The 15,677-nt window shown below is 38.7% G+C and carries 15 protein-coding genes and 1 tRNA gene; 6 read left to right on the top strand and 10 right to left on the bottom strand.

What is annotated here, in order from left to right; genetic code table 11:
• Nucleotides 1-179 precede the first annotated feature (179 nt).
• Entirely contained in the window at nt 180-383 is a 204-nt protein-coding gene (locus tag MWU84_RS18110) for a hypothetical protein (RefSeq protein ID WP_246904360.1), read from the top strand.
• 66 nt (nt 384-449) lie between these two features.
• Here the strand turns inward: MWU84_RS18110 and MWU84_RS18105 are convergent, their stop codons facing one another.
• Entirely contained in the window at nt 450-1,670 is a 1,221-nt protein-coding gene (locus MWU84_RS18105; protein WP_246904359.1) for a site-specific integrase, read from the bottom strand.
• Nucleotides 1,671-1,908: 238 nt separating this feature from the next.
• Nucleotides 1,909-1,993, bottom strand: a tRNA-Ser gene (locus MWU84_RS18100).
• Nucleotides 1,994-2,102: 109 nt separating this feature from the next.
• On the opposite strand from MWU84_RS18100, the gene MWU84_RS18095 reads away from it, so the two are divergent.
• The 5 genes from MWU84_RS18095 to MWU84_RS18075 all read left to right on the top strand — a co-directional run bounded on the left by MWU84_RS18095 (nt 2,103) and on the right by MWU84_RS18075 (nt 8,116).
• A complete protein-coding gene (locus tag MWU84_RS18095) occupies nt 2,103-2,861 on the top strand; it encodes a sulfite exporter TauE/SafE family protein (RefSeq protein WP_246904358.1) in 759 nt (252 codons plus the stop codon).
• Nucleotides 2,862-2,872: 11 nt separating this feature from the next.
• A complete protein-coding gene (locus MWU84_RS18090) occupies nt 2,873-3,505 on the top strand; it encodes an NAD(P)H-dependent oxidoreductase (RefSeq protein ID WP_246904357.1) in 633 nt (210 codons plus the stop codon).
• Between the two features lie 49 nt (nt 3,506-3,554).
• Nucleotides 3,555-4,763, top strand: a complete 1,209-nt coding sequence (locus MWU84_RS18085; RefSeq protein WP_246904356.1) for a DegT/DnrJ/EryC1/StrS family aminotransferase — start codon at nt 3,555-3,557, stop codon at nt 4,761-4,763.
• 44 nt (nt 4,764-4,807) lie between these two features.
• The gene (locus MWU84_RS18080) at nt 4,808-7,102 is read left to right on the top strand and encodes a GH92 family glycosyl hydrolase (RefSeq protein WP_246904355.1); all 2,295 of its coding nucleotides are present in this window, start codon (nt 4,808-4,810) and stop codon (nt 7,100-7,102) included.
• 225 nt (nt 7,103-7,327) lie between these two features.
• Nucleotides 7,328-8,116 (top strand): DUF1080 domain-containing protein, encoded by a 789-nt coding sequence (locus tag MWU84_RS18075; protein ID WP_246904354.1) that lies wholly within the window; start codon nt 7,328-7,330, stop codon nt 8,114-8,116.
• A gap of 82 nt (nt 8,117-8,198) precedes the next feature.
• Here the strand turns inward: MWU84_RS18075 and ribB are convergent, their stop codons facing one another.
• The 8 genes from ribB to MWU84_RS18035 form a co-directional block, all read right to left on the bottom strand.
• The gene (gene ribB / locus MWU84_RS18070; protein WP_246904351.1) at nt 8,199-9,341 is read right to left on the bottom strand and encodes a 3,4-dihydroxy-2-butanone-4-phosphate synthase; all 1,143 of its coding nucleotides are present in this window, start codon (nt 9,339-9,341) and stop codon (nt 8,199-8,201) included.
• Nucleotides 9,338-10,822 (bottom strand): LptF/LptG family permease, encoded by a 1,485-nt coding sequence (locus MWU84_RS18065; protein WP_281502583.1) that lies wholly within the window; start codon nt 10,820-10,822, stop codon nt 9,338-9,340. Before MWU84_RS18065 ends, ribB begins: the two co-directional genes overlap by 4 nt.
• Before the next feature lie 3 nt (nt 10,823-10,825).
• Nucleotides 10,826-11,470 carry an outer membrane lipoprotein carrier protein LolA gene (locus MWU84_RS18060; RefSeq protein ID WP_246904348.1) on the bottom strand — a complete coding sequence of 215 codons (645 nt, stop codon included), beginning with the start codon at nt 11,468-11,470 and terminating at the stop codon, nt 10,826-10,828.
• Nucleotides 11,471-11,501: 31 nt separating this feature from the next.
• On the bottom strand, nt 11,502-13,895 hold the full coding sequence (locus tag MWU84_RS18055; protein ID WP_246904346.1) for a DNA translocase FtsK: 2,394 nt from the start codon (nt 13,893-13,895) through the stop codon (nt 11,502-11,504).
• A 127-nt stretch (nt 13,896-14,022) separates the two neighbouring features.
• A complete protein-coding gene (locus tag MWU84_RS18050) occupies nt 14,023-14,388 on the bottom strand; it encodes a diacylglycerol kinase family protein (protein ID WP_246904344.1) in 366 nt (121 codons plus the stop codon).
• On the bottom strand, nt 14,381-14,887 hold the full coding sequence (gene tpx, locus MWU84_RS18045; protein ID WP_246904341.1) for a thiol peroxidase: 507 nt from the start codon (nt 14,885-14,887) through the stop codon (nt 14,381-14,383). The genes MWU84_RS18050 and tpx overlap by 8 nt, the downstream gene beginning before the upstream one ends.
• A 161-nt stretch (nt 14,888-15,048) precedes the next feature.
• Complete coding sequence (locus tag MWU84_RS18040) at nt 15,049-15,306, bottom strand: hypothetical protein (RefSeq protein ID WP_246904338.1); 258 nt, start codon at nt 15,304-15,306, stop codon at nt 15,049-15,051.
• Nucleotides 15,287-15,601 carry a thioredoxin family protein gene (locus MWU84_RS18035; RefSeq protein ID WP_246904335.1) on the bottom strand — a complete coding sequence of 105 codons (315 nt, stop codon included), beginning with the start codon at nt 15,599-15,601 and terminating at the stop codon, nt 15,287-15,289. Before MWU84_RS18035 ends, MWU84_RS18040 begins: the two co-directional genes overlap by 20 nt.
• Between the last annotated feature and the right edge of the window lie 76 nt (nt 15,602-15,677).

Genomic DNA, 15,677 nt, shown 5'->3' with positions numbered 1-15,677 from the left:
AATAACAAATATAACCTCCAACTGTCATCATGAGGTTCTTATTAAAAAAGAAAATTGCCGCAATCGCTAAACAACAACTTGTATTACCTTGCTAAAGGCCTTAAAAATCTCAGAATAAATTTCTAATAATTATATAAATATCTATAAATTATAGGTAGATTTAAATAAAGTAATTGATTTTGAATAATTTATTTAAGCTTAAGGTACAGTCTTATTTTGTTGATCAAAGTATCCTTACAAAAAATCAATTGGTAGAACTCATCAAAAATGATCATCCCAAAATGAAATATAGCACGATCATGACCTATATCTCCTTATTAAAGTCGCAAGGGGTCTTAGATAATCCCTCTAGAGGAATGTACACCCTTAAGCATAAAGATTGATTTTACATTTCAATGTACAATATCAAATTTGGACACTAAAAAATGTTTCAAGGTAACTGCTCTGATCTAGCTGTTAAAATTTAATCTCTTCCTCAACATTTTCATATCATCACTTACTTTCCTGTCCAATATTTTGGCATAATGTTGGGTGGTTTTCAAGGATTTATGCCCCAACATTTTACTTACAGATTCAATAGACACGCCATTGGTCAAAGTTACGGTTGTGGCAAAAGTATGTCTGGCCAAATGAAAGGTTAAATTTTTATTTATGCCACAAAGATCAGCTATCTCCTTAAGATAGGCGTTCATTTTTTGATTGCTTAATACAGGTAATATTCTATCTCCGTTCAGAATAGCAGGATGTTCGGCATACTTGTCAATAATAGCCTGTGCCGAAGGCAGAATGGGTATATTGCTACGGGTGTCCGTTTTGGATCTTTTTATTTTTATCCATTTTTCACCGTCTATTCCCAAAACTAGGTTGTTATTGGAAAGCTTTTTCACGTCCGAATAGGCCAATCCCGTAAAGCAGGAAAAAAGAAAGATATCCTTTACTTGATCCAACCTGGCATTACTGATTTCTTTTTCCAACATCTGCTGAATTTCAGATTCGGTCAAAAATTCACGGTCCACAATTTTCAATCTGCCTTTCCAATGAAGGAAAGGATCTTTTTGGATCCAATCATTCGCAAATGCAATCCGGACTATCTTTTTAAAATTGGTAATATACTTCACCGCAGTATTATGGGAACAATCGCGTTCCGTTTTTAAATAATATTCAAACCCATCTATAAAGGCGTGATCAACTTTCTTGATTGGGATATCCTCTACCTTATACTCCTTTTTAATATATTCTTCTACATGTTTTTTGGCCGTACAATACCGTTCTACAGTGCCAGGAGCATAATCTTTGCCCACCAATGCAGCTATCTTGTCATTATGATCTTGGAAAATTTTTAACAACATTTTATCCTTGTCTGATTTACCAAGAAAAATATTCTTAATCAAATCAGCGGTAATCGGATCGTTACGATCCATGAGATTTTCATGAATTTGGTATATCTTATAACGAATCTTGTCGATATAAGCGTTCAATTCACGAACCTTAGACGAATTACCTTTCATTTTTCCAGCTGAAGCGTTCCATTTTGCCATTAGTACCTTCCGTTTGATACTGAATTCACTCCGCTTACCATTTACGGTTATTCTAGCATAAACAGGGGCCTCACCTTCATTATCCATATCATTTCCTCTTGGATAAAAAAGAACTGAGAATGTTGTTTTCATAGGTGCGTATTTAAAATGCGGAATAAATATAAAAAATTAATTGTAATATATAATCGGTAACCGATTGAAAATTACATCATTACAGCTAATTCGGTGCGTAAATTTTGTTTAAAAAATACGCACCGAATACCGCACCTTTTCTATGATATTTTATGGTTTTATTTGATATTTTGGAAAATTAAAAAAGCCCGAAAACATAATGTTTACGGGCTTTTGGTGGAATTTGGTAAATTCCCAGCGGAGAAAGAGGGATTCGAACCCCCGGAGGTGTGACCCTCAACAGTTTTCAAGACTGCCGCATTCGACCACTCTGCCATTTCTCCTTAGCGGGTGCAAATATAGAAACCTTTTTATTCTTTTTAAAAGAAAAACGATTTTTTATTTAATAATTTTAATAATGCTAGATTCTTCCCAAGACCTTATTTTTGCCCGATGGAAGAATGGTACCACTATGTACTTTTGGCTTTGTTAGGCTTCGTAGTTGGAGCACTCAATACTTTGGCGGCCGGAGGCTCCCTTCTCACCTTGCCCATACTTATTTTTTTGAGCCTTCCCACAAGCGTTGCCAATGGTACCAATAGAATTGCGGTTTTGACCCAGGGAATTGCCAATGTTGCCGGCTATAAAAGCAAGGGAAAGGAAGTAGCAAGTCCGTTTATTCTATATCTGTCCATTGTGGCCACAGCAGGCACCTTAATTGGTTCCAAACTGGCCATAGACATCAATGACTCCGCCTTCAATAAGATCTTGGCCATTGTAATGGTCTTGATCGTTGTTATAATGCTAATCCAGCCCAGATTACAAATCAGTAATTTTGAAGAGCAAATAACAGGAAAACGTCAGTTTTGGGGAATCGTTGCCTTTTTCTTTATTGGTATTTACGGTGGCTTCATCCAAGCCGGAACAGGTATATTTGTATTGTTGGTACTGTCATCCATCAATCACCTAACATTAATGAAGTCCAACGTCATTAAGGCGGTGGTAATGGTGGTTTACACCTCTGCCGCTCTCATACTTTTTGGATTGAATGGCAAATTGGATTGGGAAATAGGCTTAACTTTGGCTTCAGGACAGACCCTAGGGGGATGGTTCACAAGCAGATGGTCGGCGGACAAAGGAGATGGGATTGTAAAAATTCTTTTGATTATAGTGGTCATTTTCATGTCCATTAAACTATGGTTTTTTAATTAAAATAAATTATTTTGGATATTATCAAGAAATTGGAATGGCGCTATGCCGTAAAGAAATTTAATACTGATAAGTTGTTGACAGAGGATCAACTGGATAAATTAAAGCAAGCCTTTAACTTAACAGCCACTTCGTACGGATTGCAACCCATTAAATTATTAGTGGTTCAAAATAAGGAGTTACAAAAGGAATTGGTAAAGTTTTCCTTTGGCCAAAAACAAGTAGCACAGGCATCCCACGTTTTTGTTATATGCATTGAAAAACAAATTAACAAGAAATTTATACATGACTATTTCGCCAGGGTACAACAAATTAGAAATACTTCCGATGAAATACTGGATCCATTCAAGGGTGCATTGGTGGAAACCTTTTCCAAAAAGGAAATTGAGGAGGTCAGGGGATGGGCCACCAATCAGGCCTATCTCGCATTGGGCACGCTGCTCACCGTTTGTGCCATGGAAGAAATTGATTCCTGTCCTATGGAGGGATTTGTACCCAAATCTTACGACAAGCTGTTAGGTCTGGACAAACTAGAACTCACTTCGGTCTTAGTACTTCCCGTCGGATACAGGGCAACAGACGATATGTTCGCAACCCTAAAAAAAGTGCGTCGGGACTTGGATGAAAGTATCATTCATATACCCTGATCCAAGCACAAAAAATCAATTTAATAACCTAATAATTAAGAATTAAAATATGCCAGGATTTGAACTTTTTGGAGACAAGGAACGCGAACAGGTCAATGACGTTTTGGATTCAGGAGTATTAATGCGGTATGGTTTTGATGGCATGAGGAATGGCCATTGGAAAGCAAAAGAACTGGAAAAGGCCCTAGAAAAGCGAATGCAAGTGAACCATGCCCAATTGGTGAGCAGTGGAACTGCAGCCCTGACAGTGGCTTTGGCCTGTGCCAAAGTAGGTGCGGGGGATGAAGTTATATTGCCCACATTTACCTTTGTGGCAAGCTTTGAAGCAGTCCTCTCCGTAGGGGCTGTTCCTATCCTAGTGGATGTAGACGACACACTTACCCTAGACCCCCTTGCCGTCGAGAACGCAATTACCGATAAAACCAAAGTAGTGATGCCTGTTCATATGTGTGGATCCATGGCAGATCTGGCACCATTAAAAGTGATTTGTGAAAAACACGGCCTAATTCTCTTGGAAGATGCCTGTCAGGCCATTGGCGGCAGTTACGACGGTAAACCTTTGGGAAGTTACGGGGATTTGGGATGTTTTTCGTTCGACTATGTAAAGACCATTACCTGTGGAGAGGGGGGTGCAGTGATTACCAATAACCAGGAATTTTATAAACTCGCCGACCAATATTCAGATCATGGACATGATCATATTGGTAAGGATAGGGGAGCGGAAGGCCATCCGATCTTGGGCTATAATTATAGGATTTCGGAACTGCATGCCGCCGTAGGCCTTGCCCAAATAGAACGTTTGGACGATTTTATAACTACCCAGAAAAAAAATTATTCTATAATACGTTCTACCTTGGAAAAAATCCCTGGAATTAGCTTTAGGCGAGTCCCAAAAAATGGTGTTGAGAACTATTCCTTCCTCAGTTTCTATCTGCCAACAGAAGAAATGGCCAGAAAGACAATCAAGGTTTTTTCTGAAAATGGCGTGGATGCCTGCTTTTATTGGTTCATTAACAATTGGCATTATTACAGAAAATGGGAGCATTTAAAGGATTTGAATAGCCTGAACAGTTTTTCCATGGAGTTAAGAGAGGGATTGCCGAATTATAATATGTCCGATTTTTCCAAATCTGATCAATGGGTGGGCAGAAATATTTCCTGTTTAATCAAATTGGGTTGGACAGATGAGGAGGTTACTTCAAGGGCTGAAAAAATGGCAAATGTTCTACGAAATATTGTGGATTTCTCCAATTATTGAGTTATTATTGATACAAAAATGTTATTCAACATAAAATCAACTTAATGAAGATTAATCAAGCATCTATTTTTTTTCTTTTGCTACTCACCATTTTTACATTTAATTCTTGTAAAGAAATACAATCGGAAAACCCTAAACCTGATAATTTTGTTGACCTAGTATATCCACAACTCGATTCGGAAAACTCACGATGGTTCTTTTTCTCTTCGGCATCCAGACCCTTTGGCATGGTGAATTTAAGTCCGGATACAGAAATTGACGGAGCATGGGGAAGTGGTTATAGACACAAGACAGATACCATCAAAGGCTTTAGCCATGTTCACGGATGGCAGATTTCAGGGCTATCAGTAATGCCGGTAAGCATTACCTCTGAAAACGAGACTGGGGTATTTAAAGATTTTTATTCCAAATTTAATCACCAAGCAGAAAAGGCTTCTCCAGGCTATCATCTGGTAGATCTAGAGCGCTATGGAATATCAGCGGAACTTACCAGTACCAAAAGAGTAGGCTTCCACAAATACTCCTTTCCTAGCGAAGGTAGTCCTGCCATACTATTTAATCTGAATACCCTTTTGGGACCCAGTGAAAATGTAAATGGAAAAATGGAAAAAATAGGAAACAAAATTCTTACCGGTGAGTTGGAAATGAGTCCTACCCATAGAAGGCCCAAACCCTTCAAATTGTTTTTCAAGATAGAATTCGACTCGGAAATAAGTGCTTTTGTCCAAGATCCGGAAACTGGCAATTATTTAGTTTTCATGGATGAAAAAAACCGGAATGTATTAATGAAAGCCAGTATATCCTATACGTCTGTCGAAAATGCGAAAGTAAATATGGATTCGGAACTGAACCATTGGGATTTTCAAAAGGTGGTGGACGAATCCGAAGAAGAGTGGAATGGTTTTCTTGGTAGAATTAAAATTCAAGGAGGTACAGAAACACAACAGCGCAGATTTTATACGGACCTTTGGCACCCTTTGCAAGGTAGAAGGGTAATAAGTGATATTAATGGAGCCTATCCCGATAATACTGGAGATAACCTTAGAATAGGACAAATACCCTTGGATCCTGCCGGACAACCTAAATTTAACCATTATAATTCCGATTCCTTCTGGGGAGCCCAATGGACTATAAATACGCTTTGGGGCTTGGTCTATCCAGATATTATGGAAGATTTTGTCCATTCCCTGATACAATATTATCGGGATGGTGGTTTGGTCCCACGGGGACCTTCAGGGGGCAATTACACTTATGTTATGACAGGTGCCTCGTCTACCCCTTTTATAGTCAGCGCCATTCAGAAAGGTATTATTAAGGAAGATACCGAATTTATTTATCAGGCATTAAAGAAAAATCATATGCCAGGAGGAATTATGGAAAAGGCTGGTTATGAACATAAAACAGCGCTTGGTGGAGGCTTTAAGTATTACCTGAATAACGGTTTTGTTCCCTATCCGATTCCCGAGGGTAAATTTGGAGGACACCAGGACGGAGCTAGCCTAACTATGGAATATGCCTACCAAGATTGGACCTTGGCACAATTGGCCAAAAAACTTGGGCATAAGGATGACTATGATGTGTTTGCCCTGCGTTCCTATAATTACCAAAATGTATTCGACAAAGTTTCCGGTTGGATGAGACCAAAGGATGTAGAAGGAGGTTGGTTGGAGAATTATGATCCTTACGAACACCAGCATGGATTTATAGAGTCGAATGGGGCACAATCAACGTGGTTTGTACCTCATGACATTGGCGGTTTGGCAAACTTGATGGGCGGCAAATCGAAGGCCGCTGAAAAATTGAATCATCAATTCGAGGTGGCGGAAAAACTAGGGTTCACAGCAGGTAATTCGCACTCGCAGGAACTTCACCCGGAATATAGACGTATACCCATCAATTACGGTAACCAACCATCCATTCAGACGGCATTTGTATTTAATCAGTTGGACAGGCCCGATCTAGCGCAATTTTGGTCTAGAAAAGTGGTAGACAAAGTTTTTAGTGGACTTTCTCCTGCAACTGGCTACAATGGCGATGAAGACCAGGGACTTATGGGAAGTTTATCCGTTCTAATGAAAATAGGTCTTTTTCAAATGAACGGAGGAACCGAAAATGATCCGGTTTATGAATTGGGAAGTCCAATTTTTGACACCATAGAGATAAGTCTTCATCCCCAATATTATAAAGGCAATAAATTTACTATAAAGGTAAAAAACAGCGATATGGATAACTGGCTTATAAAAAGCTCCAGTTTGGATGGTAAAGCTCTAAATGGATTCACCGTAAGACACTCACAAATAGTAAAAGGAGGGGAACTCGAACTTGAGATGGGTCAATAGAATTATATATAAGGTGAAACATAAGGATCAAAATCCCTAGTTTCACTTGAAATATATAAACAGCCATTGGTTTATATCAACTACATGTATCTTTCGCCATAATTGGGGTGATGAAAACTGAACAAGTATTGACCTTAAGAATATTAATATATATCCATGTAAATCTTGAGGAATATAAGTATATTTAAAATAGCAAATCAAATCACCATTAAATCTTTTAGTAATATGAATTCCAAGACTATTTTCCTTTTCCTATTTTCTATTGCTTTTTGTTTGCAAATAGAAGCACAAAACAAACATATCAGCACTCCTCCTGAAGTATCCCCTATGCCCATGAAGGCAGAAATGACGGAAATATGGGAACCAGAAGTAAGTGTAGTGACTCCTGCAAAAACATTGGGAGACGCCCCTTCGGATGCAATAATTTTATTTGATGGCACAAACTTGGATCAATGGGTAAAACAAAAAGACAATGCACAACCGGCACCATGGAAAATTGTAGACAATAACCATATGGAAGTAGTTCCCGGATCTGGAGGTATAAGTACAAAGATGAAATTTGGTGACTGCCAGATTCACATAGAATTTAGTGCTCCGGATGTGGTGGAAGGTTCAAGCCAGGGTAGGGGCAATAGCGGATTATTTTTGCAGAACAGATATGAATTGCAAATATTGGATTCTTACAATAACCGTACCTATAGAAACGGACAGGCAGCTAGTATTTATAAAGACCACGCACCCTTGGTAAATGCGATGCGCGGTCCATTGGAATGGAACACTTACGACGTAATCTATACGGCCCCTAGATTTAAAAAAGATGGCCGATTGGATGCCAAGGCGAGGATTACGGTTCTACACAACGGTGTTCTAGTACAAAATAATGTAGAGATTAGTGGTAACACCTATTATATTGGTTTGCATGACTACCCCTCTGCCCATGGTGATGATGTACTTTCACTACAGGACCACGGCAACAAAACTCAATTTAGAAACATCTGGGTAAGACCCTTGTAAGTCGGGACTACCTTGAGCCAAAATAAAATGCCAAAGGAAATTGAACCTTCGGCATTTATTATTTAAGATTTAAACGTCCTTATTAATACGTTACGTAATCCACAATTTCCAGTCCGTAGCCTACAAGTCCAACCCTTTTAGTGTGGGTAGAATTGCTCAACAATCTAATTTTAGCGATATCCAAATCGTGCAAAATTTGGGCTCCTACACCAAAATCCTTGGCATCCATATCAACTTTGGGAGCCTTGTAGATTCCCTGTTTTTGCAATTCCTTTAGTTCTCCCAATCTACCCAATAAATTCAAGGATTCGGATTCCTGATTTATAAAAACAATAGCGCCCTTGCCCTCTTCGTTAATGGCATTGAACATATCCTCTAATTTTTTGTCCGGATTATTGGTAAGGGTGCCTAAAATATCATTGTTGATCAAGGTAGAATTTATTCTGGTAAGTACCTTTTCATCCTTTTTCCAGGTACCCTTGGTCAATGCTATATGTACTTGGTTGTTGGTCGTCTGTTGATAGGCCCTCAATCTAAATTCCCCAAATCTGGTTACAATATTAAAATCTTCCTTTTTCCTGATCAGACTGTCGTGTTCCATTCGGTAAGCAATAAGGGCTTCGATAGACACAATTTTTAGATCGAATGTCTTGGCTACTTTTACCAATTGTGGCAATCTGGCCATAGTCCCATCTTCGTTCATGATTTCCACGATGACCCCAGCAGGCTTAAGTCCGGCCAAGCGGGCAAAATCTATGGCAGCTTCGGTATGTCCAGTTCTTCTTAATACTCCACCTTCTTTGGCCACCAGGGGAAATATATGCCCCGGCCTTCCCAAATCATGGGCTTTAATGCTTTCATTGGTTAAAGCTTTCACTGTACTTGCGCGATCGGCAGCAGAAATACCCGTTGTTACTCCGTGTCCCCTTAAATCCACAGAAACGGTAAAAGCGGTGTCCATAGGGTCGGTGTTATTGTGCACCATCATGTGCAGACCCAATTCCTTACATCTACCTTCGGTAAGTGGAGCGCATATAAGCCCCCGGCCATGGGTAGCCATAAAGTTGATCAATTCTGGAGTGGCCAGTTCTGCAGCTGCCAAAAAATCCCCTTCATTCTCCCTATTTTCATCATCCACAACAATAATTACCTTGCCTTGCCTTATATCCTTAATAGCTTCCTCAATGGTATTTAACGTAATGGTCTTATCAACTTTTGTTGTCATGTTGCAGCAATTTTATCTTTCTTCTTAAATATGCCCTTAAAATAATCCAATATACTTCCAAAAGACATTAAACCCTTGTCCGCTGTGGCCCGTCTGGTTAAGAAAACACCTAAAGGTAACATTATTAACGTGGATAGCCATGCCCCAATAATGGGATTAATATTTCCTTCCTTGGCGTAATTACCAGCAAATACACCAATAAAGTAATAGGTAAGAAATAAGATAATGGCAATTACCATAGGCAACCCTAATCCTCCTTTCCTGATGATAGCTCCTAATGGAGCCCCAACAAAGAACAAAATAATACAAGACAATGCCAAGGCATATTTTTTATGTAGCGATAGAATATGAAGGCGATAGATCTTATATTTTATTTGAAGTTCATTTTTCTTTCCCTGTATGCTTGTAATAATATTGGAAGTGGAACTCTTGGCAGAATTAATGATCTGCGTTTGGTGCCAAGATGGAAAAAGTGCTATAATACTATCTGTAGATACCACAGTGCCCAAGGAATCCCTTTCCTTCTTTTTTTGGTCAATAGTTATTTGAGATAAGGAATCGGGCTTCTTAAGCGGCACAAAAGCGCCCATACGGCCGACAATGTTTTTCGAAAAAGCCGTCACCAATCTTACGTTATCTTCTTTAAGGGAATCTATATCCTTGGTTAAACGCGAGATGTTTTTCATTTTATCGGTACTTACATCGCGCTCTTCATCCAAATCCACATCGTTAAGGTCTGAAAGATCCTTGTTTATGGTATAGGTCTTAAAATTGGCTTTGGTAAAAGGGTTTTTCTTCTTGTCCTTGTTATTCTTCGTTATCATGTCCTGATAATAATGCCCATCTTTCAATACCAATTGTAAAATATCTGATTGCTCACTACTAATAAGTTCCCCTGATTCAGCCTTGATTACTGTAGTATTGACCTTATTCTTGGATTTTTCATGAATGATCACCTTGTCAAGGAACCGATCTTTTTCCCCGTATTTTCGGTCCACCTTCATATTCATCTCCGTACCCTCCAGATCACTAAAAACTCCTTCCGAAATAATGGCCGCCGGTTTTACCTTAGCGATATTCCTTCTTAAATTGTAAATCTTCTGTTCCGAAACAGGGATAATATTATTTGCAAAATAAAAAGTAACCCCACCTAAAAAGATTACAAAAATAATAAGGGTCAACATAGCCCTTTGCAAAGAAATCCCGGAGGCCTTCATAGCGGCAAATTCATAATTCTCCGCAAAGGTACCAAAGGTTAGGATAGAGGAGAGCAGCACCGTTAAGGGTATTACCCGCTCCATTAGGTTGGGCATAAGATAAAAAAGGAATTTCCCGATAATAAAAATATCCAGGCCCTTACCGGCAAAATCATCAATAAACAACCAGATCGTTTGAAATACAAAGATAAACATCAGTATCACAAACGAACTGAAAAAATTAAAGAGGAACCTCGATAATATATATCGGTCTAGAATTCTCAATGTCTAATTTCTTATGATGTAGTAGCCATCATTCTTATACTTGTTCTCATCAAAAGTAAATAAGGTTTTGGACAAGGGCTGGTCTATTTTAAAAGAATTAACAGTAATAGTTGTTTTTGTACCATTCTTACCCGTTTCAATAAGTTTATAAATGTGCTTGGTCTCCACATCTATCCCCAACAGAATAGACTTAATTTCAGAATTGGTATCAATAGGCGTCAACTTCACAAACTGTATTTTTCTGCCTTGGATATTTTGTAAAATGTCCCAATCATAGTTGTGCCCTTGTTTGTAAAAAGTGAGCATTTTGGAAGGGGTAATGGTGTTCTCATCATCCAATTTTTCTTCAATGGTAACCTCTTCATTTTCTGGAACAACGGTATATACCATTTTACCATCATACACTTGCTTGGAACCCAAATAATTGAACAAATACTTGTCGCCTTGCATAGTAACATCCCCGCGGGTTTCGGTATTAATATTGGCCTCCTCATTGTGTAGGCTATATTTAAAGTCTACAAAAATATTGTCATAACTTTTTACTTTATTATACACTTCATCCAACAAAGTTTTGGCCTTCGAAGCGCTTTGGGCCATGGAAAATGAAGTAGATAATACCAATACTATAATAGATAATTTAAGTTTCATTTGTCTTCTATTTAATTTTTAATAGTGCCTCTTATGCACTTTCATTGCTCAAAAGTTGGTCTAGGGCATAAATATCGGGTACGAGAACCTGACGAGCCTTACTACCTTCAAAAGGACCAACAATACCTGCCGCTTCCAATTGGTCAATAATTCTCCCGGCCCTGTTGTATCCCAACTTTAACTTTCTTTGTATCAAGGAAGCCGAACCCTGTTGTGCAATTACAATTACTTCTGCCGCCTCCCTAAACATGGCATCCCTATCAGATATGTTGTAATCAATACTTGTGCCAGAATCATCATTTCCTAGGTATTCCGGAAGTAAATGCGCATCCGGATAGGCCCTTTGCGAACCAATGAATTCTGTAATCTTGGCTACCTCCGGGGTATCCACAAAGGCACATTGAATCCTTGTTACGTCATTGCCTTGAGTAAATAACATATCTCCACGACCAATTAATTGATCCGCTCCTTGGGTATCCAAAATGGTCCTAGAATCTATTTTTGAGGTTACCCGAAAAGCAATTCTAGCCGGGAAGTTGGCTTTTATAATCCCGGTAATTACGTTGACCGAAGGTCTTTGGGTTGCAATGATCAAATGTATCCCAATGGCCCTAGCCAATTGTGCCAGCCTGGCAATAGGTGTTTCCACTTCCTTCCCGGCGGTCATAATCAAATCGGCAAACTCATCAATAACCAAGACAATATAGGGGAGGAACATATGCCCGTCATTTGGATTTAGCTTCCTAGCCTTAAACTTGGCGTTGTATTCCTTTATATTACGTACCATGGCCGCCTTTAACAACTCATAACGGTTGTCCATTTCTATACAAAGCGAATTTAAGGTATTTATTACCTTGTTGTTATCCGTAATTATAGCTTCCTCGGAATCCGGTAATTTGGCCAAATAATGTCTTTCTATCTTATTAAATAGGGTAAGTTCCACCTTTTTGGGGTCTATAAGAACAAATTTCACCTCTGCCGGGTGTTTTTTATATAGCAAAGAGGTCAATACTGCATTTAAACCAACAGATTTACCCTGTCCCGTAGCCCCTGCCATCAATAAATGGGGCATTTTAGCCAGATCTACCACAAAGGTTTCATTGCTAATGGTTTTTCCAAAGGCAATTGGCAATTGCATTTCTGCTTTCTGGAATTTGCTGGAGGCAATTACCGAACGCATGGAAACAATAGTGGCATTTTTATTGGGGACCTCTATACCAATGGTTCCCTTCCCAGGAATGGGAGCTATAATACGTATGCCCAAGGCAGCCAAAGAAAGGGCTATATCATCCTCTAAGTTTTTAATTTTTGAAATTCGCACCCCTGCTTCGGGAACAATCTCATATAGGGTAACCGTGGGACCTATGGTTGCCTTAATTTGTGCAATACCAATTTTATAGTTCTTTAGTGTCTCAACAATTCTATTCTTGTTTTCCTCCAGTTCCTCCTGATTGATGGTAATACCACCACTGGCACCATGCTGGTCCAAAAGGTCCAATGGGGGAAACTTAAAATTGCCCAATTCCAAGGTAGGGTCAAATTCACCAAAATCCTCCACAAGTTTATCGGAAATATTGTCGGACTCCTCTTTCTCTTCCTTAATTTTTTCCACCTCCATGGCAATAGTATCCTCTTCGGTTCCCACCTTAACTTCAAATTCCTCGTCCACATCCTCTTTAGCCAAAACGGGAATATCTTTTTTATGGGTGTAGGTATCTATAACCACCGGCGTTTCTTCTTTATCCTTATCCTTATCGTTGGTATATAAAATATCGTTCTCCCTGTCATTATCGACAACCTTCCCTGCCTTACCGTTTTTAAACTCAGTGGCCAAAGATTTTCCCTTATCGCTTATATAAGCAACTGCCTTGTCCGGGGCAAATTGGAACAATCTTACCAAAATAACGATCAGACCAAAAAGCAATAGTAGAAATACCCCTACTTTCCCCCCATAATCTTGAAGGTAGTCGTTGATCTCAAAACCGACCATACCTCCTAACAGCGGTTTTCCCGCTGCCAAAAATCCAAGAGCTACGGAGAACCAGATAATCAATACCAATCCCCATATCCATTTTTTTAGCAGCCCCTGTTTTTGCATGCTTAAAAATAGGTGTAGACCCGAAAGAAATAGTAGAAAGGTAAATATGATGGATGAAATACCAAAGCCTTTGTAGAGGACAAAATGACTCACATTGGCTCCAAATTTGTTCAATAAATTTTTGGCCTGTTCATTTCTGTCAGCAAATTCGGTAAGTAAACTTTGATCATCCTGCCAGGTAAAATAAAATGATATAAAAGAAAAGAACAGTGCAATACTTAAAAGCATTAACAACCCCCCAAAAATAACTTTGTTCTGTTGCGATAATTTTAAGGAAAAGCCTTTTTTACTGGTTGCTGACTTGGGTTTTTTTACCTTCTTTGCCATTAAATCTTAAATTCTGGTGGCTAAATTACAAATTTACTTATGAACTCATCAGAACTTTTCCGTTTGAAATAGTATTTTAAGGAAACACTGTATAGGCCGCGCAGACAATTGGGTATAATTAAAGTTCCTAAAAGATCTTGGGAATATAGATGATAAGACCTACAATAGATGCAGCAATGGCTACCAGCATAACCGCCCCTGCAGAGATATCCTTAATAAACCCAATTTTTTCATCAAATTCTGGATGGACAAAATCAGCTGTTTTTTCAATAGCGGTATTAAGCCCCTCAATACCCAATACCAATCCAATTGCCATAACCTGAAAAATCCATTCCGTGTTGGAAATTTCATAATAGAATCCAGCAGCGGTCATCACCAAAGTGATAAAAACCTGAATCTTAATGCTGGATTCTGTTCTTATCAAGAGAAAAGCTCCCTTGAAAGCGAAGCCCACACTTTTAATGCGGTTCATCAAGAAGCTCTCCTTAGGCATCCAGCAATGCTTCTAAGGCCGCCTCATAATTAGGCTCGTCAACCGTTTCCGCAACCTGTTCCGTATATGTTACCTTACCTTCCTGGTCTAAAACCACAACCGATCTGGCGTGAAGGGACTGAAGTGGCCCGTCTATAAACTCAACACCATAGGCTTTCCCAAAGTTACCATCCCTAAAATCGGACAACATTTCTACCTTTTCAATTCCTTCCGCACCACAGAAACGCCCTTGGGCAAATGGAAGATCTTTGGAAACACATAAGACCTTTGTGTTTCCCAATTCAGCAGCTTTTTTATTGAATTCCCTAACGGATTGGGCACATGTACCGGTATCTACACTAGGAAAAATATTCAATATTACTTTTTCACCTTTGTAATCTTCTAAATTTACGATGGACAAGTCTCCTTTGGTCAACGAAAATCCTGGTGCCTTGCCTCCTGCCTGAGGCAATGTTCCTATAGTGTTAATTGCATTTCCTTTAAGTGTTACTGTAGCCATGTTTGATTTTTAAAATTTGCGTGAAAATAAAAAATATATGATTGATAAATAAGGAATATTGGTTAAAATTAAGTCGCGCTTGGTCACTTATATAAATAGCAAATCCCTCTATATATATAAATGAGGGATTTGGCGCTATTGGATAAAAGATTCTATTGCAGTTACTTGTCAATGGAACCAACCACCCGCTGCATAAATTCGTTCAAGGCCTCTTTTTGTGGCTTACCTTCCTTTATGGATTTTTGTACCTCCAGAGCCCCGTATAAATTGGAGATCAATTCACCAATAACATCCAATTCCTCATCTTTTAGCGAAGAAACTTCCGTTAAGGACTCCAATGTTTCTATGGTTTCCAATACATAATCCTCGTCATTTTCAGCAATAAAGCTGGTAAGGTGTTTAATTACTGGTAATTTCACTGATCAAATCTTTTAAAACGTCATATTTATTTGTCTGAACCTGATTCTTGAATTCACCATTACTGAAAATGGCAAAAGTGGGAAGATTGTCCACATTGGCCATCTTTCTGGATTCAGGGAACTTTTCTGCATCTGCAAGAACAAAGGTAATATCCTCATTAATAGACGCTTCTTTTTTAAACTTTGGTTTCATTATTCTACAGTTACCACACCAAGTAGCCGAATATTGAACCACTACATTTTTATTTTGATCAATAATCTCTTTTAGATTATCATTTTCTAATTCAACTATCATATGTTCTAAAATTAATTTTATAAAAAAGGAGTCAATTTCACATTTCAATTGACCCCTTAATTTGTAATTCCTAAAT

It is taken from the genome of Arenibacter sp. F20364 (assembly GCF_023015905.1).
Classification (GTDB): Bacteria; Bacteroidota; Bacteroidia; order Flavobacteriales; family Flavobacteriaceae; genus Arenibacter.
The sequence above is the reverse complement of the archived record's forward strand: the minus strand, read 5'-3'. Positions and strand labels throughout refer to the sequence as shown.